The organism is Paracoccus xiamenensis (assembly GCF_011308835.1).
Taxonomy (GTDB): Bacteria; Pseudomonadota; Alphaproteobacteria; order Rhodobacterales; family Rhodobacteraceae; genus Paracoccus; species Paracoccus xiamenensis.
The window spans coordinates 180,744-203,920 of record NZ_JAAOHY010000004.1 but is presented as its reverse complement, the minus strand read 5'-3'; the positions used below and the strand labels follow the sequence as shown (position 1 = coordinate 203,920).

24 protein-coding genes and 1 other annotated feature are annotated in these 23,177 nt (G+C 64.8%); of the genes, 12 read left to right on the top strand and 12 right to left on the bottom strand.

The window, feature by feature from the left end:
* Positions 1-3: 3 nt before the first annotated feature.
* The 3 genes from G7044_RS11050 to G7044_RS11040 are packed head-to-tail and all read right to left on the bottom strand — an operon-like array spanning position 4 to position 2,938.
* Positions 4-864, bottom strand: coding sequence for an extensin-like domain-containing protein (locus tag G7044_RS11050; protein WP_166328857.1), 861 nt, complete (start codon positions 862-864; stop codon positions 4-6).
* Positions 865-866: 2 nt separating this feature from the next.
* A complete protein-coding gene (locus G7044_RS11045) occupies positions 867-2,159 on the bottom strand; it encodes a L,D-transpeptidase family protein (RefSeq protein ID WP_166328855.1) in 1,293 nt (430 codons plus the stop codon).
* Positions 2,160-2,212: 53 nt separating this feature from the next.
* Positions 2,213-2,938, bottom strand: coding sequence for a GntR family transcriptional regulator (locus G7044_RS11040; RefSeq protein ID WP_166328853.1), 726 nt, complete (start codon positions 2,936-2,938; stop codon positions 2,213-2,215).
* A gap of 277 nt (positions 2,939-3,215) precedes the next feature.
* Here G7044_RS11040 and G7044_RS11035 point away from each other — a divergent pair, with 277 nt between their 5' ends.
* Positions 3,216-3,863, top strand: coding sequence for a ribonuclease HII (locus G7044_RS11035; RefSeq protein ID WP_207630269.1), 648 nt, complete (start codon positions 3,216-3,218; stop codon positions 3,861-3,863).
* 89 nt (positions 3,864-3,952) lie between these two features.
* A complete protein-coding gene (locus tag G7044_RS11030) occupies positions 3,953-5,068 on the top strand; it encodes a site-specific DNA-methyltransferase (protein WP_166328851.1) in 1,116 nt (371 codons plus the stop codon).
* 102 nt (positions 5,069-5,170) lie between these two features.
* On the opposite strand, the gene G7044_RS11025 is transcribed toward G7044_RS11030, so the two are convergent.
* Positions 5,171-5,767 (bottom strand): TetR/AcrR family transcriptional regulator, encoded by a 597-nt coding sequence (locus tag G7044_RS11025; RefSeq protein WP_166328849.1) that lies wholly within the window; start codon positions 5,765-5,767, stop codon positions 5,171-5,173.
* 114 nt (positions 5,768-5,881) lie between these two features.
* Here G7044_RS11025 and G7044_RS11020 point away from each other — a divergent pair, with 114 nt between their 5' ends.
* Both G7044_RS11020 and G7044_RS11015 read left to right on the top strand, forming a co-directional pair.
* Positions 5,882-6,448 (top strand): carboxymuconolactone decarboxylase family protein, encoded by a 567-nt coding sequence (locus G7044_RS11020; RefSeq protein ID WP_166328847.1) that lies wholly within the window; start codon positions 5,882-5,884, stop codon positions 6,446-6,448.
* 222 nt (positions 6,449-6,670) lie between these two features.
* Positions 6,671-6,728, top strand: a sequence feature (sul1 is cis-regulatory element that is thought to sense ions involved in sulfur or methionine metabolism; They are found in Alphaproteobacteria).
* 54 nt (positions 6,729-6,782) lie between these two features.
* On the top strand, positions 6,783-8,273 hold the full coding sequence (locus G7044_RS11015; protein WP_166328845.1) for a SulP family inorganic anion transporter: 1,491 nt from the start codon (positions 6,783-6,785) through the stop codon (positions 8,271-8,273).
* A 10-nt stretch (positions 8,274-8,283) separates the two neighbouring features.
* Here G7044_RS11015 and G7044_RS11010 read toward each other — a convergent pair whose 3' ends face one another.
* Both G7044_RS11010 and G7044_RS11005 read right to left on the bottom strand, forming a co-directional pair.
* Positions 8,284-9,408 carry an alkane 1-monooxygenase gene (locus G7044_RS11010; protein ID WP_166328843.1) on the bottom strand — a complete coding sequence of 375 codons (1,125 nt, stop codon included), beginning with the start codon at positions 9,406-9,408 and terminating at the stop codon, positions 8,284-8,286.
* A gap of 104 nt (positions 9,409-9,512) precedes the next feature.
* Positions 9,513-10,382: a branched-chain amino acid aminotransferase gene (locus tag G7044_RS11005; RefSeq protein ID WP_166328841.1), complete on the bottom strand. Its 870-nt coding sequence runs from the start codon at positions 10,380-10,382 to the stop codon at positions 9,513-9,515.
* Between the two features lie 147 nt (positions 10,383-10,529).
* Between G7044_RS11005 and G7044_RS11000 the strand changes: the two genes are divergently transcribed.
* Positions 10,530-11,054 (top strand): MarR family winged helix-turn-helix transcriptional regulator, encoded by a 525-nt coding sequence (locus G7044_RS11000; protein WP_166328839.1) that lies wholly within the window; start codon positions 10,530-10,532, stop codon positions 11,052-11,054.
* A complete protein-coding gene (locus G7044_RS10995; RefSeq protein ID WP_166328837.1) occupies positions 11,051-11,752 on the top strand; it encodes a response regulator in 702 nt (233 codons plus the stop codon). Before G7044_RS11000 ends, G7044_RS10995 begins: the two co-directional genes overlap by 4 nt.
* Before the next feature lie 51 nt (positions 11,753-11,803).
* Here the strand turns inward: G7044_RS10995 and G7044_RS10990 are convergent, their stop codons facing one another.
* The gene (locus tag G7044_RS10990; protein WP_166328835.1) at positions 11,804-12,127 is read right to left on the bottom strand and encodes a DnaJ family domain-containing protein; all 324 of its coding nucleotides are present in this window, start codon (positions 12,125-12,127) and stop codon (positions 11,804-11,806) included.
* Positions 12,127-15,219 carry a valine--tRNA ligase gene (locus G7044_RS10985; protein WP_166328833.1) on the bottom strand — a complete coding sequence of 1,031 codons (3,093 nt, stop codon included), beginning with the start codon at positions 15,217-15,219 and terminating at the stop codon, positions 12,127-12,129. Before G7044_RS10985 ends, G7044_RS10990 begins: the two co-directional genes overlap by 1 nt.
* 112 nt (positions 15,220-15,331) lie before the next feature.
* On the opposite strand from G7044_RS10985, the gene G7044_RS10980 reads away from it, so the two are divergent.
* A complete protein-coding gene (locus G7044_RS10980; protein ID WP_166328831.1) occupies positions 15,332-16,264 on the top strand; it encodes a diacylglycerol/lipid kinase family protein in 933 nt (310 codons plus the stop codon).
* The gene (locus tag G7044_RS10975) at positions 16,264-17,016 is read left to right on the top strand and encodes a metallophosphoesterase family protein (protein WP_166328829.1); all 753 of its coding nucleotides are present in this window, start codon (positions 16,264-16,266) and stop codon (positions 17,014-17,016) included. The genes G7044_RS10980 and G7044_RS10975 overlap by 1 nt, the downstream gene beginning before the upstream one ends.
* Positions 17,017-17,025: 9 nt before the next feature.
* On the opposite strand, the gene dapB is transcribed toward G7044_RS10975, so the two are convergent.
* Positions 17,026-17,835 (bottom strand): 4-hydroxy-tetrahydrodipicolinate reductase, encoded by an 810-nt coding sequence (dapB, locus tag G7044_RS10970; RefSeq protein ID WP_166328827.1) that lies wholly within the window; start codon positions 17,833-17,835, stop codon positions 17,026-17,028.
* A gap of 73 nt (positions 17,836-17,908) precedes the next feature.
* Between dapB and rbfA the strand changes: the two genes are divergently transcribed.
* From rbfA to G7044_RS10950, 4 genes are read left to right on the top strand one after another with little or no spacing between them, the layout of a single operon-like run.
* On the top strand, positions 17,909-18,328 hold the full coding sequence (gene rbfA / locus G7044_RS10965) for a 30S ribosome-binding factor RbfA (RefSeq protein WP_166328825.1): 420 nt from the start codon (positions 17,909-17,911) through the stop codon (positions 18,326-18,328).
* A complete protein-coding gene (locus tag G7044_RS10960; RefSeq protein WP_235931255.1) occupies positions 18,306-19,070 on the top strand; it encodes a phosphodiester glycosidase family protein in 765 nt (254 codons plus the stop codon). Before rbfA ends, G7044_RS10960 begins: the two co-directional genes overlap by 23 nt.
* A 39-nt stretch (positions 19,071-19,109) precedes the next feature.
* The gene (truB, locus tag G7044_RS10955; RefSeq protein WP_166328823.1) at positions 19,110-20,012 is read left to right on the top strand and encodes a tRNA pseudouridine(55) synthase TruB; all 903 of its coding nucleotides are present in this window, start codon (positions 19,110-19,112) and stop codon (positions 20,010-20,012) included.
* Positions 20,012-20,512, top strand: coding sequence for a GNAT family N-acetyltransferase (locus G7044_RS10950; RefSeq protein WP_166328821.1), 501 nt, complete (start codon positions 20,012-20,014; stop codon positions 20,510-20,512). The genes truB and G7044_RS10950 overlap by 1 nt, the downstream gene beginning before the upstream one ends.
* On the opposite strand, the gene G7044_RS10945 is transcribed toward G7044_RS10950, so the two are convergent.
* Genes G7044_RS10945 through G7044_RS10935 form a run of 3 tightly spaced genes read right to left on the bottom strand, consistent with a single transcriptional unit; the run spans position 20,502 to position 23,146 of the window.
* Positions 20,502-21,335 carry a C40 family peptidase gene (locus tag G7044_RS10945; RefSeq protein WP_166328819.1) on the bottom strand — a complete coding sequence of 278 codons (834 nt, stop codon included), beginning with the start codon at positions 21,333-21,335 and terminating at the stop codon, positions 20,502-20,504. The genes G7044_RS10950 and G7044_RS10945 overlap by 11 nt on opposite strands.
* On the bottom strand, positions 21,332-22,711 hold the full coding sequence (locus G7044_RS10940) for a leucyl aminopeptidase family protein (RefSeq protein WP_166328817.1): 1,380 nt from the start codon (positions 22,709-22,711) through the stop codon (positions 21,332-21,334). Before G7044_RS10940 ends, G7044_RS10945 begins: the two co-directional genes overlap by 4 nt.
* Before the next feature lie 57 nt (positions 22,712-22,768).
* A complete protein-coding gene (locus G7044_RS10935) occupies positions 22,769-23,146 on the bottom strand; it encodes a hypothetical protein (RefSeq protein WP_166328815.1) in 378 nt (125 codons plus the stop codon).
* Between the last annotated feature and the right edge of the window lie 31 nt (positions 23,147-23,177).

Sequence of the window (23,177 nt, the reverse complement as noted above, 5' to 3'; positions counted from 1 at the left end):
GCGCTATTCGCACAGCCGCCAACCGCCCTTACGCGCCGCCCCGTCGAAATGCAGATGGTCGTCATGGGCGGCGTTCGACCCCGGTCCCAGGACGGTGGTGAAATACAGGCAGGCACCGTAGCGGATGGCCTTTTGGAAGCCTTCCTCGATCCCGCCGGAATCGCCGCGCGGCGCGATCAGCATCTCGGTATCATTGGAAAAGCGCAGCCCGGCCACGTCGAAAGCATTACCCAGCGCATGTTCCGACAGTTTCTCGGACTGCCCCCCTATCCGCGCGCGACATTGATAGGTCGATCCGGGAAGCAGCGCGGTGATCTGCGGCGCGCCGGGCAGCAGGGCAGCCGCGGGCTGCGCCTCGTTGCGCAGCCACAGCGCCAAGCGGCGCGCGGTATCGCAGCGCATCATCGCACCGCCGGCGATGCTGACTCCCGGCTGGGGACTGTCGACCTGCACCGGCCGGGCGATGCCGCAATCGGCATCCTCGGATGAGGTGACCGTCGCCACCTCACGATAGCCGACGCCCAACATGGTCAGGTTGAGAAGGCAGAAACGATAGGACAGCTCGCTTTCGGCAAGGGCCTGCCAGGCCGGCGGGGCGGTGGGGTCCGGGGCGGCATCAGGCGGGTCAGCGGCTGTCTGATCGCCATTCACCGGATCGTCTGCCACCGGATCGTCAGCCGAACGCAGCGGAGCGTCAGGCACCGAAACGTCGGGACGCGATGGAGGGCGGGCGTCTGTCGCGGGGGCCGCCTGTTGGTGGCCAGCCTTCAGGTCATCGGGCGGGCGGGGTGGTGGTTCCTGCGCCAACGCCGGGGGCACGACCAGTGCCACCCCCAGAACCGCCACCAGGAAACGCCCTTTCATCCCTAGCGCCCCGGCGGAATGTGTGTGCGGGGCAGCACCGCGCCCGGCAGCGGCACGACGCCAGCGGGTGGTATCGTGACTTGGGGCAGTCCGGCGGCCGGCATGGCCGTCGCAGGCATGGTGGCACCAGAGGCGCCGACCTCTGGCACCCGCAGGATATGTGGCGGCCGCGCCATCGGCGGGGCCGAGGAAAGCAGCGTCGTGGAAGCCAGTGTGGCGGCCGATGCCGCCGAGGCCGTCGCCGCCGACGCCACCGCAGCCTGCACCGCCTTCGACGTTCCCCGGGCTTCGCCCATGACATCGGCCAGCGTGGTGCCCTTTTCCAGAAACTCGACAGAGGTCACGCCGGGCTGCACCATATGGGCCAGTTCTTCGGCATCCCAATTGGTCAGGCGCACGCAGCCATGCGATTCGCTGACGAACAACCGCGAAGGTGTGGGCGTCCCATGCAGCCCGTATGTCGGCTTGCTGAGCGCGATCCACACCGTCCCCACCGGCCCGTTCGGCCCTGGCGGCAGGACCAGCACGGATTTGTTCGCGCCCTGGGTAAAGTTGATTGCCGGGTTATAGGTGTATTCGGGGTTCATCGCCACCGCGCGAACCGTATGGCTGCCGCTGGGCGAGGGCGTTTCGGCAGAACCGATCGTGGCCGGGTAATTCACCACCATATGGCCTTCGGCGTCATAGGCGGCGACGCGGTTCGTGCCCTTCTCGATCAGGATACGCGCCACGCGTGCGCGCAGCGGCTTTGTCGGCGCGATGACCTGGATCACCGCCCCGGCAGTCAGCGCCACACCGGGATTCATCGCCGCGATAAAGCGATCATCCATGTGGAACCGCTCGCCCAGCTTCTCGGCGACGCTGGTATATCCCAGCGAGGTCATGTTCGCCTTTTCCAAATAATCGGTCGGGATATGCGTGGTCAGCTGGCTGACATCGGCATCGGTGATCGTATAGCTGGTGGTCATCGCACCGCCTGCAAAGGGCTGCAATGCCGCCCAGACCTGCGGGTCCATGGCACCATCCGCCGGAAGCCCGCTGCGGCGTTCGAAGGCAGCGATGGCGCTGCGGCTCATGCCGCCCTTGATGCCGTCAATGACCCCGGGCGAAACGCCGGCGCGGTCCAGCATAACCTGGACCTTGGCGGTCAGGGCCGACTGCCCCGAAGGCAGCTCTCCTCCCTCATAGGTGACCGCCTCGATTGCTGCTGCGGTGACCGGACCGGCAGCGGCCAGCCCCGGCATGGCCATCGAAAGGACCGCCAGCGCGGCGACGGGACGCAGAGGGGAAATCATCGTGGTCTCCTGCTTCGAACCGGATCACAGGTAGCGCAGGATGGGGCAGAAGTTCAACGCGCGAAGCTGACCCGATGCCCCGGCGGATAGACCCGGCGCGAATGCGAAAGCGCCCGACCATCGCACCACAGTGTCCGATCCAGCGTCAGCACCGGCAGGCCCTTTTCCGCACCCAACTCGGTTGCGCATTCGCCGGTCAACCGGGTCGCCAGAATTTCCAACCGGCCAGAGATCTGCGCGACCGACTGCCGCAGCCATTCCAGCGGCTCGGCCGATTGCAGCATGTCTTCGGTCAGCTGTGCGGCACCGTGCTGCGCCAGATAGCCGACCTCGACGCAATAGGGTTCGTCATCGGCGGTGATGACGGCGCGATAGCGGATCAGCCGCTCGGCCTGCGGGACATGCATGATCGCGGCGATATCCTCGGGCGCGTCAACGGCCACCTGCCCGGCAAGGTGATAGGCGTAGACGGCGCCCGTGGCCTCGACCTCGGTACGGATCGGCGTTGCCTCAGCCCCGGCTTCGGGGACGCGGGTATCGGAAACGCGGGTGCCCACGCGACGACGGCGTTGCAGGATGCCGTCCTTGGCAAGCTGGCTCATGGCGCGGTTGATGGTGGCGCGTGCGCAGCCCAATTCGGCGGCAAGCTGGTGTTCGGTTGGGATCAACTGACCGGCTACCCATTCGCCGGTACGGATCCGGCGCAGGATTTCCGATTGGACGGCCTGCCAGGTATTCAACGCCTGCCGACCGGCCGGCCGAAGGTCTCCCTCGGCCAAGGATGATTCCCCTTTTGCTAGCAGCATCGTGTTAAGTTACCTCTTGATGGTAGGCAGACATATGAAATCGTGATTAGGTAAGTAAAGCTGTCCATAAGGTCAAAGAGAACAGAACAGTTCACTCAATCTTGAGATGTTGCCACATGCCAGGCACCCGAAGGTGTCCTCTGAATTTATGTTTACTTTCAACAACCCAATTTAAGTGGGCAGCTTTCCGCCCACTCCGCACCGAACCCATCGGTCCAATGCGGAGCACCCAGACTATGAGATTAAAGCCATGTCCAGCATCACGAATGCGTGCCCCGACTATGCCCATGAACTGGACGCGCAGCTGTCGGGCGCAAGACGCGTGGCTGGGGTGGACGAGGCCGGGCGGGGGCCGCTGGCCGGTCCGGTGACGGCGGCGGCAGTCGTGCTTGACCCGCGAAGGCTTCCGGCGGGCCTGAACGATTCGAAGAAGCTGGGGGCAAAACAGCGCGAGGCGCTGGCTGCAGAGATCCGCGCATCCGCCGATTGGGCCGTCGTCCATGTCTGGGTCGAGGAAATCGACAGGCTGAACATCCTGCGCGCCTCGCATGTGGCAATGTGTCGCGCCATTTCGCAGCTTCGCAACCCGCCCGATCTGGCACTGATCGACGGCAACCTGCTGCCGAAGGATCTGCCCGTTCCGGGGCGCGCGGTTGTAAAGGGCGACGCCCTTAGCCTCAGCATCGCGGCGGCGTCGATTCTGGCCAAGACGGACCGCGACGCGGTGATGGTGGATTTGGCGCAACAGTTCCCGGGCTATGGATGGGATCGGAACGCCGGATACCCCACACCCGCCCATAAACGAGCACTGCTTGAACTTGGCGTGACCCCATATCATCGGCGTTCCTTTGCCCCCGTCCACAATATCTTGTGTAAAGTCCCAAGCCCAACAGATTGATTCAAATAAATAAATTGACGGCGAATCGCCACTGAATCATCATTTGGGACATACCAGACCGGGAAAATCCGGCGATCCGAGAGGCAGAGATGACAGATTCCAAGACTACCGCGTCCGCGCGAACATTACCGCTTAACCAGATCCTCGCCGGCGATTGTGTCGACGTGATGAACAGCCTGCCAGCTGGCAGCGTTGATCTGATCTTTGCCGATCCGCCCTATAATCTGCAGTTGCGGGGCGACTTGCACCGGCCGGACAACAGCCGCGTCGACGCCGTCGACGATCATTGGGACCAATTCAACAGCTTCGCCGAATACGACCGCTTTACCCGCGACTGGCTGGCCGCCGCTCGCCGCCTGCTGAAGCCGAACGGGGCGCTGTGGGTCATCGGCAGCTATCACAACATCTTCCGCGTCGGCGCCGAGTTGCAGAATCAGGGTTACTGGATCCTGAACGACGTGGTCTGGCGCAAGTCGAACCCGATGCCGAACTTCCGCGGCAAACGTCTGACCAACGCGCATGAGACGCTGATCTGGGCCTCGAAATCCGAATCGGCGAAATACACCTTCAACTACGAAGCGCTGAAGATGCTGAACGAGGGCGTCCAGATGCGCTCTGACTGGGTGCTGCCGATCTGCAATGGCGGCGAGCGGCTGAAGGACGACCAGGGCGACAAGGCCCATCCGACCCAAAAGCCCGAGGCACTGCTGCACCGCGTCCTGATCGGCACCACCAATCCGGGCGACGTGGTGCTGGATCCGTTCTTTGGCACCGGCACCACCGGCGCGGTGGCCAAGATGCTGGGCCGCGATTTCATCGGGATCGAGCGTGAGGGCGGCTACCGCGATGCCGCCTCGAAACGTCTGGATCGCATCCGCCGCCTGCATGCCGAGGCACTGGCGACCTCGACCGGCAAGCGGGCCGAGCCCCGCGTGCCCTTCGGTCAGGTGGTCGAACGCGGCATGCTGCGCCCCGGCGAGGAGCTTTATTCGATCGGCAACCGCCACAAGGCCAAGGTCCGCGCCGATGGCAGCCTTTCAGGCGGCGACATCAAGGGGTCGATCCATCAGGTCGGCGCCAAGCTGGAAGGCGCGCCGTCCTGCAATGGTTGGACTTATTGGCACTTCAAGCGCGAGGGAAAGATGATTCCCATCGACGCGCTGCGCCAGCAGATCCGGGACGAGATGGACGAGCGCCCGAACTGAATTTTCACCTATCGGTTTCGCCATGTCCGACAGCCTCGCTCGTTCGGCTCGGACAGACTTGCCCCGCCGTCTTCGGATGGCGGGGCTTTTTGCCAGTGGCGGTCAGGCCTGCCGCAGCGCCTCGAGATCGCGGGCGATATCCTCGGCCAATGCGGCAACCCGGTCCTGCGAATCACGGCGCTGCGCATAGGCGCGCAGCCCGAAGATTGCCGCCTGCAAGCGGCTGGCCAGCCGCTGCGGATCGGCGCTGTCGGGCAATTCGCCGGCCGTGCGGGCAGCGCTGAAGGCGGCGGCGAAATCCCCCTCGATCAGGGCCATCATTTCCTCGGTTGCCGAACGCAGGGCCGGATCGTCATCGGGGACTTCCAGCAGCGTCTTGACCAGCATGCAGGCCCGCGAGGGTGCCGGAACATCGGGGGCGCAGCCCAATTCCCGCACATGATCCGCCAACCCGGCCAGTGGCGAAGCCGCCGTTGCCAGCGCTTCTGCCAGCTGCTCGCGCGAGTTCTGGCCATAGATGCGCAGGGTTTCGGCGAACAGCCCCTCCTTCGATCCGAAAGCCGCATAGATCGAGCCGGGCCGCAGGTTCAGCGCGCCTTCAAGGTCCTTCAGCGACGTCGCGTGATAGCCCTTGCGCCAGAACAGCGCCTGCGCGCGCGCCACCACTTCGTCGCGATCATAGCTTGCCCGTCTGGCCATATTCCAACTCCGCTCACCAATTCATGAGTGATCACTCAAATTTATATCTTGAGCAATCGTTCAAGTAAAGCTACGAGACAATTATTGAACGATCACTCAAGAAAGGAACAGCACATGAGCCGCTTTACGTTTCACACCATCGAGAACGCGCCCGAAAAAAGCCGGGCGCTGCTGGAACACAGCGCCAAGGGCTTCGGCCGCGTCCCCGGTCTTCACGCTGTCATGGCAGAGGCGCCCGCCCTACTGGAAGGCTACAAGCAACTTCACCGCCTGTTCGCCGAGGAAACCAGCTTCGACAAGGACGAGCTGACGGTCGTCTGGCAGACCATCAATGTCGAACATGAATGCCATTACTGCGTCCCCGCCCATACCGGCATCGCAAAGATGATGAAGGTCGACGACGCGATCAGCCAGGCACTGCGTGACGAAACCCCGCTGCCCAATGACCGGCTGGAGGCCCTGCGCGACTTCACCCTGCAAGTCGTGCGCCAGCGCGGCAATGTGACCGACGAACAGGTGGACGCCTTCATCAAGGCCGGCTTCACCAATCGCCATATCCTGGAAGTGATCCTTGGCGTCGCGCAGAAAGTCATGTCGAACTATACCAACCACCTCGCCGAAACCCCGGTGGATGCGCCGATGCAGGCATTCGCCTGGCAGCGCGCCGACAAGCGCAGCTAAGCGTCGCCGCTGCATCGACGCGCTGCGCCAGCAAACCCAAGACGAGATGGACGTGCCCGAACTGAGTTTCTGACAGTTCACCACCTTTGCACCTCGCTCGATCTGCGCGGACAGACTTGCCCCGCCGTCGTTGGATGGCGGGGCTTTTTCGCAACGCATGCCAGCAACCGCTGCTGCCGCGTTGCATTTCGTGCCGATCTTGCCTATGCGGCCCGCAGCGAACATGGATCCGGGTGCAAATCCTGGATGGCTCTTCCGGCCGCCGATCCGCCGGACAACCTGAACAGATCCGAAACGACCTGCGCCGCGCGCGGCAGGTTGGGAAAACACGCTTATGATTTCACTCGACACCTATCGCCGGGAGTGGACCGGCAATGTCCAACGCGACCTGATGTCTGGCCTCGTGGTGGCGCTGGCGCTGATCCCCGAGGCGATCGCCTTTTCAATCATCGCTGGCGTCGACCCGAAGGTCGGGCTTTACGCAAGCTTTTCCATTGCTGTCATCACCGCGATTGCCGGCGGACGACCGGGCATGATTTCGGCAGCCACGGCGGCGACGGCGGTGCTGATGGTCACGCTGGTGCGCGATCACGGGCTGCAATACCTGCTGGCCGCGACCGTGCTGGCGGGGCTTTTGCAGATCGGCATGGGGCTTTTGCGGCTGGGCTTCGTCATGCGCTATGTCTCGCAATCGGTGATGACCGGCTTTGTCAACGCGCTGGCGATCCTGATCTTTCTGGCGCAATTGCCGGAACTGGACCCGCGGCGCGTCACCTGGCTCACCTATGTCATGGTCGCGGCGGGTCTGGCGATCATCTATCTGTTCCCGCGCCTGACCCGCGCCGTTCCCTCGCCGCTGGTCACCATCGTCGTGCTGACCGCGCTAAGCCTGGCATTCGGGCTGGACGTGCGCACGGTGGGCGATATGGGCGCACTGCCGGAAACGCTGCCGGTCTTCCTGATCCCCGATGTCCCGCTGAACCTGGACACGCTGGTCATCATCTTCCCCTATTCGCTGGCGGTGGCTGTGGTCGGGCTGCTGGAAAGCCTGATGACGCAGAATCTGGTCGATGAGCTGACAGAGACCAAGACCAGCCGGAATCAGGAATGCATCGGCCAGGGGCTGGCCAACACCGCGACCGGCTTCATCGGCGGCATGGCGGGCTGTGCGATGATCGGGCAGAGCATGATCAACGTCAAATCCGGTGGTCGCGGGCGGCTGAGCTGCTTTTTCGCCGGCATGATGCTGCTGATTTTCTGCGTCTTCATGGGGCCCTTGGTGGCGCGCATTCCGATGCCGGCATTGGTGGCGGTCATGGTCATGGTGTCCATCGGCACCTTTTCCTGGGTGTCGCTCAGGAATCTGCGCACTCATCCCCGGTCATCCTCTATCGTCATGCTGGCGACGGTCGCGGCCGTGGTCTACACCCACAACCTCGCCATCGGCGTGCTGACCGGAGTGCTGCTGTCGGGCCTGTTCTTCGCCGCCAAGATCGCCCAGCTTTTCCGCGTCAGCTCGACCCTGACGCCGGATGGGCGGACGCGGATCTATCGGGTCGAAGGTCAGCTTTTCTATGGCTCCATCGAAGATTTCATTGATGCCTTCGACTTTCAGGAAACGCTCGATCAGGTGATCATCGACGTCTCTGCCGCGCATATCTGGGATATTTCCAGCGTGCAGGCCCTGGACAAGGCGGTGCTGAAATTCCGTCATGCCGGGGCGAAGGTCGAGATATTCGGGATGAATGCGGCCTCGGAAACCATCGTCGACCAGCTGGCCATCCACGACAAACCCGGCGAGAGGGACAAGCTGCTGACCGGCTGAGGCGCGGCGGCTACAGCGCGCCCTTCGGCATCGGCAATTCGCCCCGGTTATAAGGGCCCCAATCCGTGACATCGGGATAGAATTGCCGCCGCCACGCCCGCACACGCGGGTTCATCCGGCGGCGCCACAAGGGCGGGATCATCGCCATGAAGGTCATGCCCGGATAGCCGAAGGGCAGCTGCGGGGCCTCGCCCTCGGGGTAGGTCTGCAGCAGCGGAAAACGCCGGTCGGGTTTATAGTGGTGGTCCGAATGGCGCTGCAGATTGATCAGCAGCCAGTTCGAGGCCTTGTGCGCCGCGTTCCAGCTGTGGCGCGGCTGGACATGCTCATATTTCCCGTCGCCCAGATGGCGGCGGGTCAGCCCGTAATGTTCGACATAATTCGTCAGCTCCAACTGCCAGATGGCGGCAAATGCCTGCCAGACAAACAGCAGCAGACCCTGCCAGCCGCCGACCAGAAGCGCCAATGCCAGCATCGCCAGTTGCAAGGCCGCATAGCGCCAGAACGGATTTCGCCGGTCGAAGGGCGACCGTCCGGCGCGGGCCTGCAAGCCTTTCTCGGCCCGCCAGGCGCTTGCCGGGCCTTCGGTCAGCACGCGCCAGAAGAAGCGGTGAAACCCTTCGTTATAGCGCGCCGAGACCGCGTCGCGCGGGGTGCCGACCCAGGCGTGATGCACCAGCAGATGCTCGGTCCTGAAATGCGAATACAGAACCGAGGCCAGCAGCAGATCCCCCAGCCAACGCTCCCATTTCGGGCGCTGATGCAGCAGCTCATGCGCATAGACCATGCCGATCGTGCCAGAGGCGATGCCAAGGCCAAAGAACAGGCCCAGCTTTTCCCATCCCGACAGGTTGGAACGGGTCGCATACCAGATCAACCCGAAGATCAGACAGAACTGGACGGGAAACCAGATCGCGGTGATGGCGCGATACCAGAACATCTGTTCCAGCGGGGTGTCGGTATCTGGATTGTCCCGGTTCAGCCCCAGGAACAGGTCCAGCAATGTCACCATATACCAGGCGTAGCCGGGCATCAGCAGCCACCACCAGCCCCCCCAGCCAGCGGCCAGAACGGCCAGCGGCACAAGGCCGAGCGACATCCAGAAAGGCAAGGCGGTACGAAGGGAATGGCTCATGGCACGCTTATACACCGCCAAAAGCCGCCCCGTAACTGCGACGTTTTCGCCTTATCTTCCTCGCCCAGGCACCACAGCATCTGGAAAGGAAGCTTAGCCTGCGATCAGGCCCGTACCAGCGCTTCATAGGATTCGGCAATATCGCGCGTGGTCTGACCGACCTGATAGTGATGCTCGCCGATCTGACCGACCGGGGTCACCTCGGCCGCGGTACCGGTCAGCCAGCATTCGCTGAAATCTGACAGCTCCTCGGGGCGGATGCGGCGTTCATGGACGGTAAATCCCTTGTCGCGGGCCATTTGGATGATGGTCTGGCGGGTAATGCCGTTCAGGAAACGGTCAGCCAGCGGGGTGTGGATCTCTCCATCCTTGACGAAGAAGATATTCGCGCCGGTCGCTTCGGCGACATAACCCTCCCAGTCATAGAACAGCGCGTCGGAACAGCCCTTCGCCTCGGCCGCGTGTTTCGACATGGTGCAGATCATGTACAGTCCCGCCGCCTTCGCTGCCGCCGGGATGGTGTCGGGATCGGGGCGCTTCCACTTGCTGATGTCCAGCTTGGCGCCCTGCCACTTGGCGTCGCCGTAATAGCTGCCCCATTCCCATGCGACGATGGCCACGCTGACCGGGTTACGCGACGCCGAAACGCCCATATCCGGCCCCGAGGCGCGCCATGCGACCGCGCGGATATAGGCATTGGTCAGCCCGTTGGCCTTCAGCACCTCTTCCTTGGCGGCGTCCAGCTCTTCGGCGGAATAGGGGACGGGCATGTCCAGCAGACGACCCGATTCGATCAGGCGCAGCGAATGTTCATGGCCCTTGAAGATCTTGCCGTCATAACAGCGCTCGCCTTCAAACACAGAGGATGCATAATGCAACGCATGGGTCAGGACATGCACCTTGGCGTCGCGCCAGTCGACCAGCACGCCATCCATCCAGATCTTGCCGTCACGATCGTCATAGTTCCCGGCCATGCCATTCCCCTCACATCTACGTTTCCAAATGTTGCGCAGAAGGATCTTTATCAGACCTAATCTTGCGCCCACTGAGCGAAGCGCTAATGATTGATTCTTGGAATGTCAATAAGACTGACTTAAACTGATCGGAATGCAGGAGGAGCGATGAAAGAAACCGCTATCAAGCCAGTCTCGGGACAGGGTCCGGAGAACCTGCTTTTCCTGACGGATGAACAGATCCGTGGCGGGATCGAGGCCTTCTATTTCGCCTATCGCGCCTTCACCTCGGATCCTGACGAGATTCTGGAGGGCATGGATTACGGCCGCGCCCACCACCGTGCGCTGCATTTCATCGCCCGCAAGCCGGGCCTGACCGTATCGGGCCTGCTGGACATTCTTGGGGTCACCAAGCAATCGCTGAACCGGGTCTTGCGCGCGCTGCTGGACGATGGGCTGGTCGAATCGCGCGTGGGCAAGCGCGACCGGCGCGAAAGGCTGCTGTCGCTGACCGCTGCCGGCGCCGAGCTTGAACGCCGACTGTCCGAAGCGCAGCGCGCCCGCGTCCGCGCCGCCTATCGCGCTGCCGGCCCGCAGGCCGTCGCCGGCTTTCGCGTCGTGTTAGAGGCGATGATGGACGAGGCCGGCGCCCGCCAGTTCCGCGAGATGCGCGGCGCCGAGGCCGCTGAATGAGCGATACTGCCCATATCCTTGTCGTCGACGATGACGAACGCATCCGCAGCCTGCTGCGCAAGTTCCTGGTCAAGAACGGCTATATGGTTTCTGCCGCGACGGATGCGGCCCATGCCCGCAAGATCCTGCGCGGGCTTGAATTCGACCTGATCGTGCTGGACGTGATGATGCCGGGCGAAGACGGGATCAGCCTGACCCGCGAGTTGCGCAAGCGTATCACGACGCCGATCCTGCTGCTGACCGCGCGCGGCGAAACCGAGGATCGCATCGCGGGACTCGAGGCAGGCGCCGACGACTACCTGCCCAAACCCTTTGAGCCGCGCGAGCTGCTGTTGCGCATATCGGCCATCTTGCGGCGGGTCCCGCAGGCCCAGCCGGCGGGGCCGAAATTAATGACGCTCGGCGGGCTGCGCTATGACACCGAACGCGGGCAGCTGTTTGAAGGTGACAGCCATATTCACCTGACCGGGACTGAGGCCGCTTTGCTGCGCCGCCTGGCCGAAACGCCAGGCCAGGCCGTCAGCCGCGTCGATCTGACCACCGATCTGGGCCGCACCCCGTCCGAGGAAGCAGACACCTCGGACCGCGCCATAGACGTGCAGATCACCCGGTTGCGCCGCAAGATCGAACCCGACCCAAAGGAACCGCGGTATTTGCAGACGGTGCGCGGGGCGGGTTACATGCTGATGCCGGACTGACAGCCGGGGCGCTGCCCCGGACCCCGGGATATTTCTGCCAGAATGAAAGGATCAGCCGCGCGCCGAGCTGCGGCGGGCATCTGTCGCGATATTGGCGCGCAATTCCAGCAGCGCGATATGGCGCTGCAGGGCGTGGCGTTCTTCGGGGTCGGCGATCTGGGCGAGGACGGCGCGTTTCGCCTCGACCTCTTTTCGCAGGCGGAATTCCTCGGGGAGGAAGCCGGTATCGGCCATCATCCGGTGCAGCACGTCTTCTGCCCGCTCGCGCAGGCGTTCGGGGTCGAGCGGCTTGCCCTCGCCAGCCAGGCCGCGCAATTCGCCTTTGGCTTCCGCTTCGTCGATGCGCTTGAGGGCAATCCGCTCGAACCAGTGCATTACATGGCCTTGAGCTGCGTCAGTGCCGCATTGATGCGGGCGAGGTCTTCGTCCAGATCGGCGAGCTTCTGGCGGGTTTCCTCGATCACTTCGAAATCCGCATTCTCAACGAATTTCGGATTGTCGAGCCGCTTGCGCAGTCCGTCCGCGTCCTTGCCGGTTTTGGCCGCGTTCTTTTCCAGCCGTGCCGTTTCTGCCGCCACGTCGATCACATCACCGATGGGCAGCGCGAAGGACGCGCCGGGGGCGGACACCGCGATCATGCCCTTGCCTGCAGTGCCCTGCGCAGGCGGGTTCACGCGCGCAAGACGTTCGACCAGCGGCGCATTGGCAGCCAGTGCATCGCGGGCTGCCTGATCGGCCTCGGTGACGATCAGGTCGATGCGGGCACCAGCAGGCACACCCATCTGGGCGCGGGCCGAGCGGATGTTTTCGATCAGCTGGATCACCCAGTTCATTTGGCGGTCAGCCTCGGCGTCGATGACATCGGCGCCCAGTTCGGGCCAATCGCCATGAACGAGCATTTTTGTCCGGTCGCCGGTCAGCGCCCACAATTCTTCGGTCACGAAGGGCATGATCGGGTGCAGCAGCGCATAGCATTGATCCAGCACCCAGCCCATGGTGGCGCGGGTTTCATCCGCATATTCGCCATCGAACAGCGGCTTGGCGAATTCGACATACCAGTCGCAGACCTTGCCCCAGACAAAGGCGTAAAGCCCGGTTGCTGCATCGTTGAAGCGATAGGTTTCCAGCGCTGCATCCATGGCTTGCGTCGCCCGCGCGACCTCGCCGATGATCCAGCGGTTGACCGTGTGCTGCGGGTTCGGGCGATCCCCGCCGCCGCGCACGCCGTTCATTTCGGCAAAGCGGGTGGCGTTCCAGATCTTGGTGACGAAGTTGCGGTTCGCCTCGACATGTTTCGGCCCCAGCTTCGGGTCGCGGCCCATCGCCGCCATCGAAGTCAGAGTAAAGCGCAGCGGGTCGGCGCCGTATTGGTCGATCAGCGTCAGCGGGTCGATGACGTTGCCCTTGGACTTCGACATCTTCGCGCCTTTTTCGTCGCGCACCAGACCGTGGACATAGACCGTGTGGAACGGGATATCGCCCACGACTTCCAGCTGCATCATCATCATCCGGGCGACCCAGAAGAAGATGATGTCAAAGCCGGTGACCAGCACGTCGGTCGGGAAATACTTTCGCATCTCCGGCGTATCCTCGGGCCAGCCGAGCGTGCCGATGGGCCAGAGACCCGAGGAGAACCAGGTGTCGAGCACATCAGGGTCGCGCCAGACCGGATAGACCAGCTGGGTCGGGTCTTGCGTCAGGTTATAATTCGCCAACCCCTGGGCGAAGGCATCAACGGCGGCTTCGCGGTCGGCGACCTCGATCACGCGGCTGATTTCCAGCGGTTGCGGCAGGCCGGCGATATCGTCGCGGAACTTCTCGACCACGCCGTCGAAATTCGGCGCGGCGTGGTGGAAGTCGCCCTTCTGGACGAGGCCGTTGAGCAGCAGTTCGAACAGCTCGACCTCATCCAGCGCGCCGTCGCCATCGTCATCGGGGAAGGATGGCGGTTCCAGATCAAGGCCGTACCAGACCGGGATCTGGTGCCCCCACCAAAGCTGGCGCGAGATGGTCCAGGGCTCGATATTCTCCAGCCAGTTGAAATAGACCTTGCGGTGCTGTTCGGGCAGGATCTGGGTGCGGCCGTCGCGGACGGCCTCCAGCGCCGGGCCGACGATGCGCTGCGTGTCGACGAACCACTGATCGGTCAGCATCGGCTCGATCACCACGCCCGAGCGGTCGCCGAAGGGCTGCATGATCGGCTTGGCGTCGACCAGCGGGCGCATTTCCAGATGCTCGGCCCCGGTCTCCTTGTCGAGCTCCTTGTGCAGATAGGTCACCGCGAGGCCCTCGGCGTTGATCTGCTCGATCACCTGCTTGCGGGCGTCATAGCGGTCCAACCCGCGCAGATCGTCGGGGACGAGGTTGACGTTCGACACATCACCCACATCCTCGCCCCGCGCGGCACGGGTGGCGATTTCGGCGCTTTCAGCGTAGGGCAGGCCGTCCTCACGCATGGCACCCTTGCTGTCCATCAGCGCGTAAAGCGGGATGTTGTTCCGGGTGGCGACGCCGTAATCGTTGAAGTCATGCGCGCCGGTGATCTTGACCGCGCCAGAGCCGAAATTCATGTCCGGGTATTCATCGGTGATGATCGGGATCAGGCGGCGGTGTTCCTTCGGGCCGACCGGGATTTCCACCAGCTTGCCAACGATCGGCGCGTAACGCGCATCATCGGGGTGAACCGCAACCGCGCCGTCGCCCAGCATGGTTTCCGGCCGCGTCGTGGCGATGCTGATATAGTCCCGCGTCTCGCGCAGGGTGACGTGGCCAGCCTCGTCACGCTCAACATATTCATAGGTTTCGCCGCCCGCGAGCGGGTATTTGAAATGCCACATATGGCCGGGAACCTCGCGATTCTCGACCTCCAGATCGCTGATGGCGGTCTCAAAGTGCGGGTCCCAGTTCACCAGCCGCTTGCCGCGATAGATGATGCCCTTGTCATAGAGGTCCACGAAAACCCGGATCACGGCGTCGTGGAAATTGCCCTCCTCGCCCGCAGGCGCGCCGGGGGCGCCGGACATGGTGAAGGCGTTGCGCGACCAGTCGCAACTGGCACCCAGCCGCTTCAGCTGGTTGATGATCGTGTCGCCGGATTCCTGCTTCCAGGCCCAGATCTTTTTGACAAAAGCCTCGCGCCCGATCTCGCGGCGGTTCGGTTCCTGGCGTTCGGCCATGCGGCGTTCGACCACCATCTGGGTGGCGATGCCGGCATGGTCCTGACCGGGCTGCCAAAGCACATCGAAGCCGCGCATCCGGTGCCAGCGGACCAGAATATCCTGCAGCGTGTTGTTCAGCGCGTGGCCGATATGCAGGCTGCCGGTGACGTTCGGGGGCGGGATCAGCACGGAAAAGGCCTCTGCCCCCGGCTGCGCGTTGGCGCCGGCGGCAAAGGCGTTTTCCGCCTCCCACTCGGTGCTGATGCGGGCTTCGGCACTGGCGGCGTCGAAAGTCTTGTCCATGCTCATCGGTGATCCCCTGATCTTTGCCGATTTTCCTAGACCTTTCGGCGGCCAAGGCCAAGACCGGGAACCGCCCTGCGCCGCAGGTGTTGTCTGCCGAACAGTCAGGCAGGCAAGAATGAGCGACCATTTCGACCTTTCCCGCGCCCGGGTGGCCGCGATCCTGAACCGCAAGGCCGGGCGCAATGACAGCGACGGCACCGGCGCATTGCTGGATGAAAAAATCGCCCCCGCCTGCGCCAGCTTCGAGGTCTTGCGCCCCGGCAAGCATGAAAGCCTGACCGACATCGCCGCGCGGGCCGCAAAGGACCACGACCTGCTGATCGCCGTGGGCGGTGACGGCACGCAGGCGGCGGTGGCACAGGCGCTGGCGGATGGCGGCGGCGACACCGTCATGGGCGTCATCCCCGGCGGCACCTTCAACTATTTTGCCCGCGACCTTGGGGTCGGAGAAACGCAGGAAGAAGCGATCGAGACGCTGCTGAATGCGCGGATCGCGCCGGTTTCGGTCGGTGACATGAACGGCAAGGTGTTCCTGAACAATATCAGCCTCGGCGCCTATCCCGAGATTCTGGAACGGCGCGAGGAAGCCTATCGCCGCTTTGGTCGCCGCCGCATTCTGGCCTATTGGGCCGTGCTGCGTGCGCTGCGCGACCTGCGCCACCCGATGAAGCTGACGGCGCATGTGGGGGGCAAGACGCTGGAATTCGACACAGCGCTCGCCTTTGTCGCGCAAAGCGAGACGCAGCTGGAAAGCTTTGGCCTTGAAGGCGCCGAGGAGGTCAAGCGCGACCGCCTGCCTTTGTTCATCGCCAAGGCGAAGAACGGGCGGGCGCTGATCGCGGCTGCGCTGCGGCTGGCGCTTGGCCGGACCTCGCATGGCGAGGATTTCGAACTGATCATCGCCGATGATTTCGTCATCAATACCGATGCCCCGACCCGCCACGTCGCCCATGATGGCGAACGCTCGCGCGTGCCCGCGCCGCTGAACCTGACCATTCGCAAGGACGCGCTGCGCGTGCTTGTCCCAGCCGAGCCGAAATCCGACTGATGCGTATCGCCCTGCTTTCCGACCTGCATATCGGCATGCATCGCCCGCGTCTGGTCCAGCCGATGCTGGACGCCATCGCCGATGCTGCGCCTGAGCATATCGTCATTGCCGGCGATCTGGTCCAACGCGCCCGCCCCGATCTGTTCGCCGAGGCAGAGGCGATCCTGGACCAGACCGGCCTGCCGTGGCTGTGCGTGCCCGGCAATCACGACATTCCGCTGATGAACGTGCCGGGGCGGCTGCTGTGGCCGTTTCGCGATTATCAGAGCGCCGTTCCCGGCCCGCGAGAGCCGCTGCTGGAGCTGCCGGGGTTGAAGATCATCGGCGTGAATTCGACCTTTCCCTATCGCTGGCGCAATGGCCGGCTGACCAGCCGGCAGATCGAACGCGTCAAGCATCTTGCACGGACCGGGCCGACGCTGGTCGTCCAGCACCACCCGATCAGCCTGCTTCCGGGCGAAACCAAGGAGCTGATGCTGAACGCGGAAAACGCGCTTTCGGGCTATGACGAGGCAGGTGTGGATCTGGTGCTGACGGGGCATCTGCACAGCTTCAACACCGCGACCTCGGCCAGCGGGATGACGCAGATCCATGCCGGATCGGCGCTGTGTGACCGGGTTGAGGATCCGCCAAACGAAATCGCCATGCTGGATGTCGAGGCGGGCGAATTTCAACTGACCCGCATGATCGCGCCGAAGGACGGGGCGGATTTCGTCGCACAGCCCCCGATCGCTCTGCCCAGCCGTCACTGACGGCCAGGGTCAGTCCAGACCCAGCACGTCCAGCATGTCATACTCGCCGGGGCCCTTGTCCTGGCCCCAGATCGCCGCCCGCAGCGCCCCGCGTGCAAAGATCGCGCGGTCCGTCGCCAGATGGCGCAGCACGACGCGTTCACCCTGCCCCGCAAAAATGACATCATGTTCGCCCACCACATCGCCGCCGCGAATGGCGGCAAAGCCGATGCTGCCTTCCTTGCGCGCGCCGGTGATCCCCTCGCGCGCAGGCGTGCGCAACTCGGCCAGCGGGGCACCCCGGCCTTCCGCCGCAGCCTCGCCCAGCATCAGCGCCGTGCCTGACGGCGCATCGACCTTGTGGCGGTGATGGGCCTCGACCACGTCGATATCCCAGTCCGCACCTAGGGCCGCCGCCACGCGGCGGGTCAGCCCCATCAGCAGATTGACACCAAGGCTCATATTGCCGGCGCGGATGATCGGGGCGTGGCGGGCGGCGCGCGAAATCGCCGCCAGATCGTCAGCCTCCAGCCCGGTGGTGCCGATCACATGGACGGCGCGGGCCTGCGCGGCCAGTTCTGCAAAGGCCACGGTCGCCGCCGGGGTGGTGAAGTCGATGACCGCCTGCGCCTTGGCAATCGCGCCGACCGCATCATCGGTGACGATGATCCCGCTCGACTGCCCGCCCATCGCCTGCCCCAGATCACGCCCGACCCAATCGCTGCCCGGCCGCTCGATTGCGCCGACCAGCCGCACCTTGTCAGATTCGCCGACCACGCGCACCAGCATCTGCCCCATGCGCCCCGATACGCCCGTGATGACGATGCCCGGCTTGTCCATATCGCGTCTCCTGACCGTTTCCCCATCGCTTAGTCCATTGCGGGGCGCGGCCCAACCCCCTACATCTGGCGACATGGCACAGAACCGCTTTCATACCGGCCCCGGCCCCTCGCAGCGTCAGCTTCGCGTGGGCGAGCTGATCCGTCACCGCCTGTCCGAGCTGCTGCTGCGGGCAGAGGTCCACGACCCCGACCTGAACCGCCACTCGATCACCGTGGGCGAGGTCAGCGCCTCGCCAGATCTGAAGGTCGCCACGGCCTATGTCATGCCGCTTGGCGGCAATGACGCGGAAGAGGCGCTGAAGGCGCTGCGTCGCAACTCGCGAGAGCTGCGCCACATGGTCGCCAAGGGCCTGAACCTCAAATACGCGCCCGAGCTGCGTTTCCAACTGGACGAGACCTTCGACCGCATGGACGACACCCGCCGCCTGTTCGCCGACGAACGCGTGCAGCGCGACATTCAGGCCGACCATGACGACGAAGATCTGGAATAGCCTGCGCCGCCGTCTGGGTGTAGCGGTCGGGGCGCTGTTTGCATTGGGACTGCCTGCCGCTGCCGCCGATTGCGCGCGCATGGCGCATGACGGGCAGGGCTATACCCTGTGCACCGTCACCGCCGAGGAAGAACCGCGCCTTGGCCTGTGGCTTTATGACGACGGTGGCGCGCCGCTGAACAATTTCGGCCGCCTGCGCAGCCATCTGGACGGCAAGACGCTGGCCTTCGCCATGAATGCCGGCATGTTCCATTCCGACTACGCCCCGGTCGGCCTGTTCAAATCGGGCGAGGCCACCCACGGCCAGTTGGTCACTGCGGGCGGCGGGGGAAACTTCGGACTGCTGCCCAACGGGGTTTTCTGCACCGGCGGCGCCCGGCCTTTCCAGGTCATCGAATCGCGCGCCTTCGCAAGCGCACCCCCCCAATGCCGGCTCGCCACGCAATCCGGCCCCATGCTGGTGATCGAGGGCGATCTGCACCCCCGCTTTCTGGTCGATTCCGACAGCCGCTATATCCGCAACGGCGTCGGTGTTTCGGCGGACGGGCAGACGGCGTGGTTCGCGATCTCCGACCGCCCCGTCACGTTCCACGAATTCGGCCGCCTGTTCCGCGACGGTCTGAAGGCGCGGAATGCGCTGTATTTCGACGGCTCGATCTCGCGGCTTTACGCGCCGCAACTGCGCCGCAACGATTTCGGCTGGTCGATGGGGCCGATCATCGGGCTGGTTGACGAAGGCTAGGTCCGGCGCTATCCGCATCGCCTTCCGAAGGAGGCTGCCATGGCACGCAAGAAGGGCCGCGAGATTTCCGGCTGGCTGATCGTCGACAAGCCTGCGGGCGTTGGTTCGACCGATGTTGTCGGGCGCGTGCGTTGGGCGCTGGATGCGAAAAAGGCGGGCCATGCCGGCACGCTGGACCCTGACGCGACCGGGGTGCTGGCGGTGGCTCTGGGCGAGGCGACAAAAACCGTGCCGCTGCTGACCGAGGCGCTGAAAGCCTATGATTTCACCGTCAACTGGGGTGCGGAAACGGCGACCGATGACGCGTCGGGCGAGGTGACCGACCGATCCGATGCGCGCCCGTCAGCGGACGCGATCCGCGCCGCCCTGCCCGCCTTCATCGGCGACATCATGCAAGTCCCGCCAGCCTTCTCCGCCGTGAAGGTCGATGGCGAACGCGCCTATGACCTCGCCCGCGAAGGCGAGGCGGTCGAACTCGCCGCCCGCCCGCTTTACGTCGACGAACTGACCCTGCTGGATGCCCGCGACGATCAGGCCGACCTGCACATGGTCTGCGGCAAGGGCGGTTACGTCCGCAGCATCGCCCGCGACCTTGGCCGGACGCTTGGCTGCCTTGGCCATGTCCAAAGCCTGCGCCGCGTCTGGTCCGGCCCGTTCGAGGTCGACGCAGCCACCCCCTTCGACCTAGTCGACCGTGCCAATCAGGCCGAACTCGAATCGCGGCTGCTGCCCATCCAATCCGCGCTGAGCGACCTGACCGAGATGCGCGCCACCGATCAGGGCGCGGTGCGCATCCTGAACGGCAATCCCGGCCAGGTGCTGGGCACGGCCGAATTCGGCGAACAGGTCTGGGTCAGCCATCAGGGCCGGGCGCTGTGCATTGGCCGCTATCTGTCGGGCGAGGTCCAGCCCGACCGCGTATTCGTTCAGGGTCCCGCCTGATGCCCGCCCCGCTGATCCGGCCCGAGACGCCCGCGGACGCTGCCGCCATCTCTGCCCTGACCACGGCAGCCTTTGCCGGCGCCGAACACAGCGACGGAACCGAGGCGCAGATTGTCGCGCGCCTGCGCGACGCGGGCGCGCTGCTGCTGTCGCTGGTGGCGGAACGCGACGGGGAAATCATCGGTCACGTCGCCTTTTCCGATGTCACCATCGACGGCAAGGACCGGGGTTGGGTCGGGCTTGGCCCGGTCTCGGTCTCGCCCGGGCTTCAGGCCGGCGGTATCGGATCGGCGCTGATCCGCGATGGGATCTCGCGCCTGAAATCCAGCCGCAAGGGCTGCGTGGTGCTGGGCGATCCCGGCTATTACACGCGCTTCGGCTTTGCGGTCGCGCCCGGCCTGACCTATCCGGACGTGCAGGCGGAATATTTCATGGCGCTTAGCTGGGACGGCCCCGCGCCCATGGGCGAGGTCGCCTATCACCCGGCTTTTACAGGCTGATCGGCAGCGCTGGCGGCCGCCGTGCGCCCCGGAACGGGCCGTACCCGGCCGCATCGATGCGGGCAATCGCGCTGGCGATATCCTCGTGGATGACCCGCATCTGCCACGCGGTCGCATGGATCATGCGGCCGTCGCCGCAGGCCATCGCAACATGGCCCGGCCAGAACAGCAGATCGCCGCGCTGCATGTCATCGACCGGGGCAAACGCGGCCTCTTGCAGATCAGCATCGCCCGGGCAGGCGATGCCGCAGGCAAACAGCGCCGCCTGCACCATCCCCGAACAGTCGATCCCGCCGCGCGAATTGCCGCCCCACAGATAGGGCGTCCCCAGCAGCGCTTCCGCCACCGCGACCGGATCATCGGCAAAACGGTCCGAGATCGCCTGCACCGGAACCCAGCCGCCCGTCGCAAGCCGGGCGAAACCGTCACGCGTCTCGACCACCGACAGCCGCGCATTCAGCGACAGCCAGCCGATCTCGCGTAGCTTCATGTTCGGTTCCGGGTAAAGATGCGTGGCGGGCGCGCTAACGCGATGGGTGATGGCTGGCATTTCGACCGTCAGGTCACCTTCAGCCACCCAGCCGACATAGCCGTCGCGCGTGGTCTGCACGAAGGCCCAGCCGTCACGGCGGTCAATCACCGTCACATCAGCGCCGAAATTCAACTGCCGGTCGCGCGCGCCGTCGGGGCGGGCCAGCAGTTCTGCCAGCGATGCACCCACGCGCGCCGGGGCGCCATCGGTATAGTCCGGGCGCTCCAGAGTCCCGCGCAGAGACGACAGCGCAATCCGGTCATTGGCCGGGGTCAGGCGCCGGTCGGTCATTTCAGCAGCCCCGGCAGCGCCCCCAGCAGCGCCCGCGCGCCCTGCTGGACGCCGCCCTTGGTGCGACCGGGCGCTGGCTTCGGCTGCCAGCCGTAAATGTCGAAATGCGCGTATCGCCCCGCCCCTTCGGCAAAGCGGCGCAAGAACAGCGCCGCCGTGATCGACCCCGCCATACCGCCCGAGGGCGCGTTGTCCAGATCGGCGATGCCGGGCTCGATCATCTCCTCATATGGCTCCCAGAATGGCATCCGCCACAGCGGGTCCCAATTCGCCCGGCTGGCTTCCGAAATCGCCGCCGCTGCGGCGTCGTCATCGCAGTAGAAGGGCGGCACATCGGGGCCGAGCGCTACCCGCGCCGCCCCCGTCAGCGTCGCCATGGAAACCAGCCAGTCGGGCCGATCCTCTGCCGCCAGCGCCAGCGCATCGGCCAGCACCAGCCGGCCTTCGGCATCGGTATTGTTGATCTCGACCGTCAGGCCCTTGCGGCTGGTCAGGATATCGCCGGGCCGAAAGGCATTGGCGGAGATGGAATTTTCGACCGCTGGGATCAGCACCCGCAGGCGAATGCCATCAGCCGCCCCGGTCGCGGCCAGCATCTGCGCCAGCCCCAGCACGGTGGCAGCACCGCCCATGTCCTTCTTCATCAACCCCATGCCGGCGGCGGGCTTGATGTCCAGCCCGCCGGTGTCGAAGCACACCCCTTTACCGACCAGAGCAAGCTGCGGGCCAGCGGTGCCGCGCGTCAGTTCGATCAGGCGCGGGGCCTGTGCGCCGGCCCGGCCAACCGCATGAATCAGCGGGAAGTTCTGCGCCAACAGATCCTCGCCCGCGATCACGTTGACCGCGAAACCGTGCCTGGTGGCCATATCACGCGCGGCGGCTTCCAGCGCGTCGGGGCCCATGTCATTCGCGGGCGTATTGATCAGGTCGCGAGTCAGAAACTCGGCCTCGGCCATGGCCAACAGGCGCGCGGTATCCACGCCCTCGGGCGCGACCAGCCGGGCTTTCGCGCCTTCGGCCTTGCGATAGCGGCCAAAGGCGTATTGCGCCAGCAGCCAACCAAGCGCGGCCTCGGCCCGGTCGACGCCTTCGGGCCAGTCCACAACCTGCCACGCCCCTTCCGGCAGCGCCGAGGCCGCCTTCGCCAAAGCAAACCGCTCGCGAGAGGGCCGCGCGGCCGCCGCTTCGACCCCGACCAAGGCCCCCGCAATCACCCCATCCGCGCCCGGCAGCAGGCAGACCTGTCCGGGCTTGCCCGCGAAGCCGTTGGCCTTTGCCCAAGCACGCGCCGCCGGGTCCAGCCCATCGGGCAGCGCCCCCTGCACCAGCCAGAGCGGTCGGGCAGCGGCGTTCGGAGCGGCAAATTCAGGTGTCATTTCGGCCTCAAATCCTTGGATCGGCGCAAGCATGTCACTGCGGCACCCCAACCGCAACTAGAGCCCCGACACCTCGTCCCAGATTTCCGTAAGCGAGCGGTTCGCAACCCGCACCGCGCGTGCCAGCGTGGCCGTCAGCGCCACTGCCTCGTGTCTGCGGGCGCAATCGGCCACGTCGATCGCCACCCCCGCCAATGAGACCAGCCCGACCTGCCACGCCAACCGCGACAGCCGTTCGGCCTGCGACACCACGGCCGCATCATCGCCCTGCCGGGCGCTTTCCAGAACCCCCTCGACCAGACTGGCCATCTGTTCCAGCGCCAGCTGAATGACCCCTTCGGCCGCGCTACCGCCCAGTTCGGTCACGATGTTCTGAATGCGCCCCGCATCGACGCGAATTGGCTCGGTCACACCAAGTGGCGCAATCTTGCTCATTACTCTCACTCCACACACTCGTGTCCCCACA

Bases quoted from the DNA above. Each gene is read 5' to 3' on its own strand.
- G7044_RS11000 (WP_166328839.1), top strand. From the start codon at position 10,530: ATGAAAGAAACCGCTATCAAGCCAGTCTCGGGACAGGGTCCGGAGAAC.
- G7044_RS10945 (WP_166328819.1), bottom strand. From the start codon at position 21,335: ATGACCGACCGGCGCCTGACCCCGGCCAATGACCGGATTGCGCTGTCG.
- dapB (WP_166328827.1), bottom strand. From the start codon at position 17,835: ATGGACAAGCCGGGCATCGTCATCACGGGCGTATCGGGGCGCATGGGG.
- G7044_RS11050 (WP_166328857.1), bottom strand. From the start codon at position 864: ATGAAAGGGCGTTTCCTGGTGGCGGTTCTGGGGGTGGCACTGGTCGTG.
- G7044_RS11010 (WP_166328843.1), bottom strand. From the start codon at position 9,408: ATGAGCCATTCCCTTCGTACCGCCTTGCCTTTCTGGATGTCGCTCGGC.
- rbfA (WP_166328825.1), top strand. From the start codon at position 17,909: ATGGCACAGAACCGCTTTCATACCGGCCCCGGCCCCTCGCAGCGTCAG.
- G7044_RS10975 (WP_166328829.1), top strand. From the start codon at position 16,264: ATGCGTATCGCCCTGCTTTCCGACCTGCATATCGGCATGCATCGCCCG.
- G7044_RS10960 (WP_235931255.1), top strand. From the start codon at position 18,306: ATGACGACGAAGATCTGGAATAGCCTGCGCCGCCGTCTGGGTGTAGCG.
- G7044_RS10940 (WP_166328817.1), bottom strand. From the start codon at position 22,711: ATGACACCTGAATTTGCCGCTCCGAACGCCGCTGCCCGACCGCTCTGG.
- truB (WP_166328823.1), top strand. From the start codon at position 19,110: ATGGCACGCAAGAAGGGCCGCGAGATTTCCGGCTGGCTGATCGTCGAC.
- G7044_RS11030 (WP_166328851.1), top strand. From the start codon at position 3,953: ATGACAGATTCCAAGACTACCGCGTCCGCGCGAACATTACCGCTTAAC.
- G7044_RS10985 (WP_166328833.1), bottom strand. From the start codon at position 15,219: ATGAGCATGGACAAGACTTTCGACGCCGCCAGTGCCGAAGCCCGCATC.
- G7044_RS11045 (WP_166328855.1), bottom strand. From the start codon at position 2,159: ATGATTTCCCCTCTGCGTCCCGTCGCCGCGCTGGCGGTCCTTTCGATG.
- G7044_RS11020 (WP_166328847.1), top strand. From the start codon at position 5,882: ATGAGCCGCTTTACGTTTCACACCATCGAGAACGCGCCCGAAAAAAGC.
- G7044_RS10990 (WP_166328835.1), bottom strand. From the start codon at position 12,127: ATGCACTGGTTCGAGCGGATTGCCCTCAAGCGCATCGACGAAGCGGAA.
- G7044_RS11015 (WP_166328845.1), top strand. From the start codon at position 6,783: ATGATTTCACTCGACACCTATCGCCGGGAGTGGACCGGCAATGTCCAA.
- G7044_RS10995 (WP_166328837.1), top strand. From the start codon at position 11,051: ATGAGCGATACTGCCCATATCCTTGTCGTCGACGATGACGAACGCATC.
- G7044_RS10980 (WP_166328831.1), top strand. From the start codon at position 15,332: ATGAGCGACCATTTCGACCTTTCCCGCGCCCGGGTGGCCGCGATCCTG.
- G7044_RS11035 (WP_207630269.1), top strand. From the start codon at position 3,216: ATGTCCAGCATCACGAATGCGTGCCCCGACTATGCCCATGAACTGGAC.
- G7044_RS10950 (WP_166328821.1), top strand. From the start codon at position 20,012: ATGCCCGCCCCGCTGATCCGGCCCGAGACGCCCGCGGACGCTGCCGCC.
- G7044_RS10935 (WP_166328815.1), bottom strand. From the start codon at position 23,146: ATGAGCAAGATTGCGCCACTTGGTGTGACCGAGCCAATTCGCGTCGAT.
- G7044_RS11025 (WP_166328849.1), bottom strand. From the start codon at position 5,767: ATGGCCAGACGGGCAAGCTATGATCGCGACGAAGTGGTGGCGCGCGCG.
- G7044_RS11005 (WP_166328841.1), bottom strand. From the start codon at position 10,382: ATGGCCGGGAACTATGACGATCGTGACGGCAAGATCTGGATGGATGGC.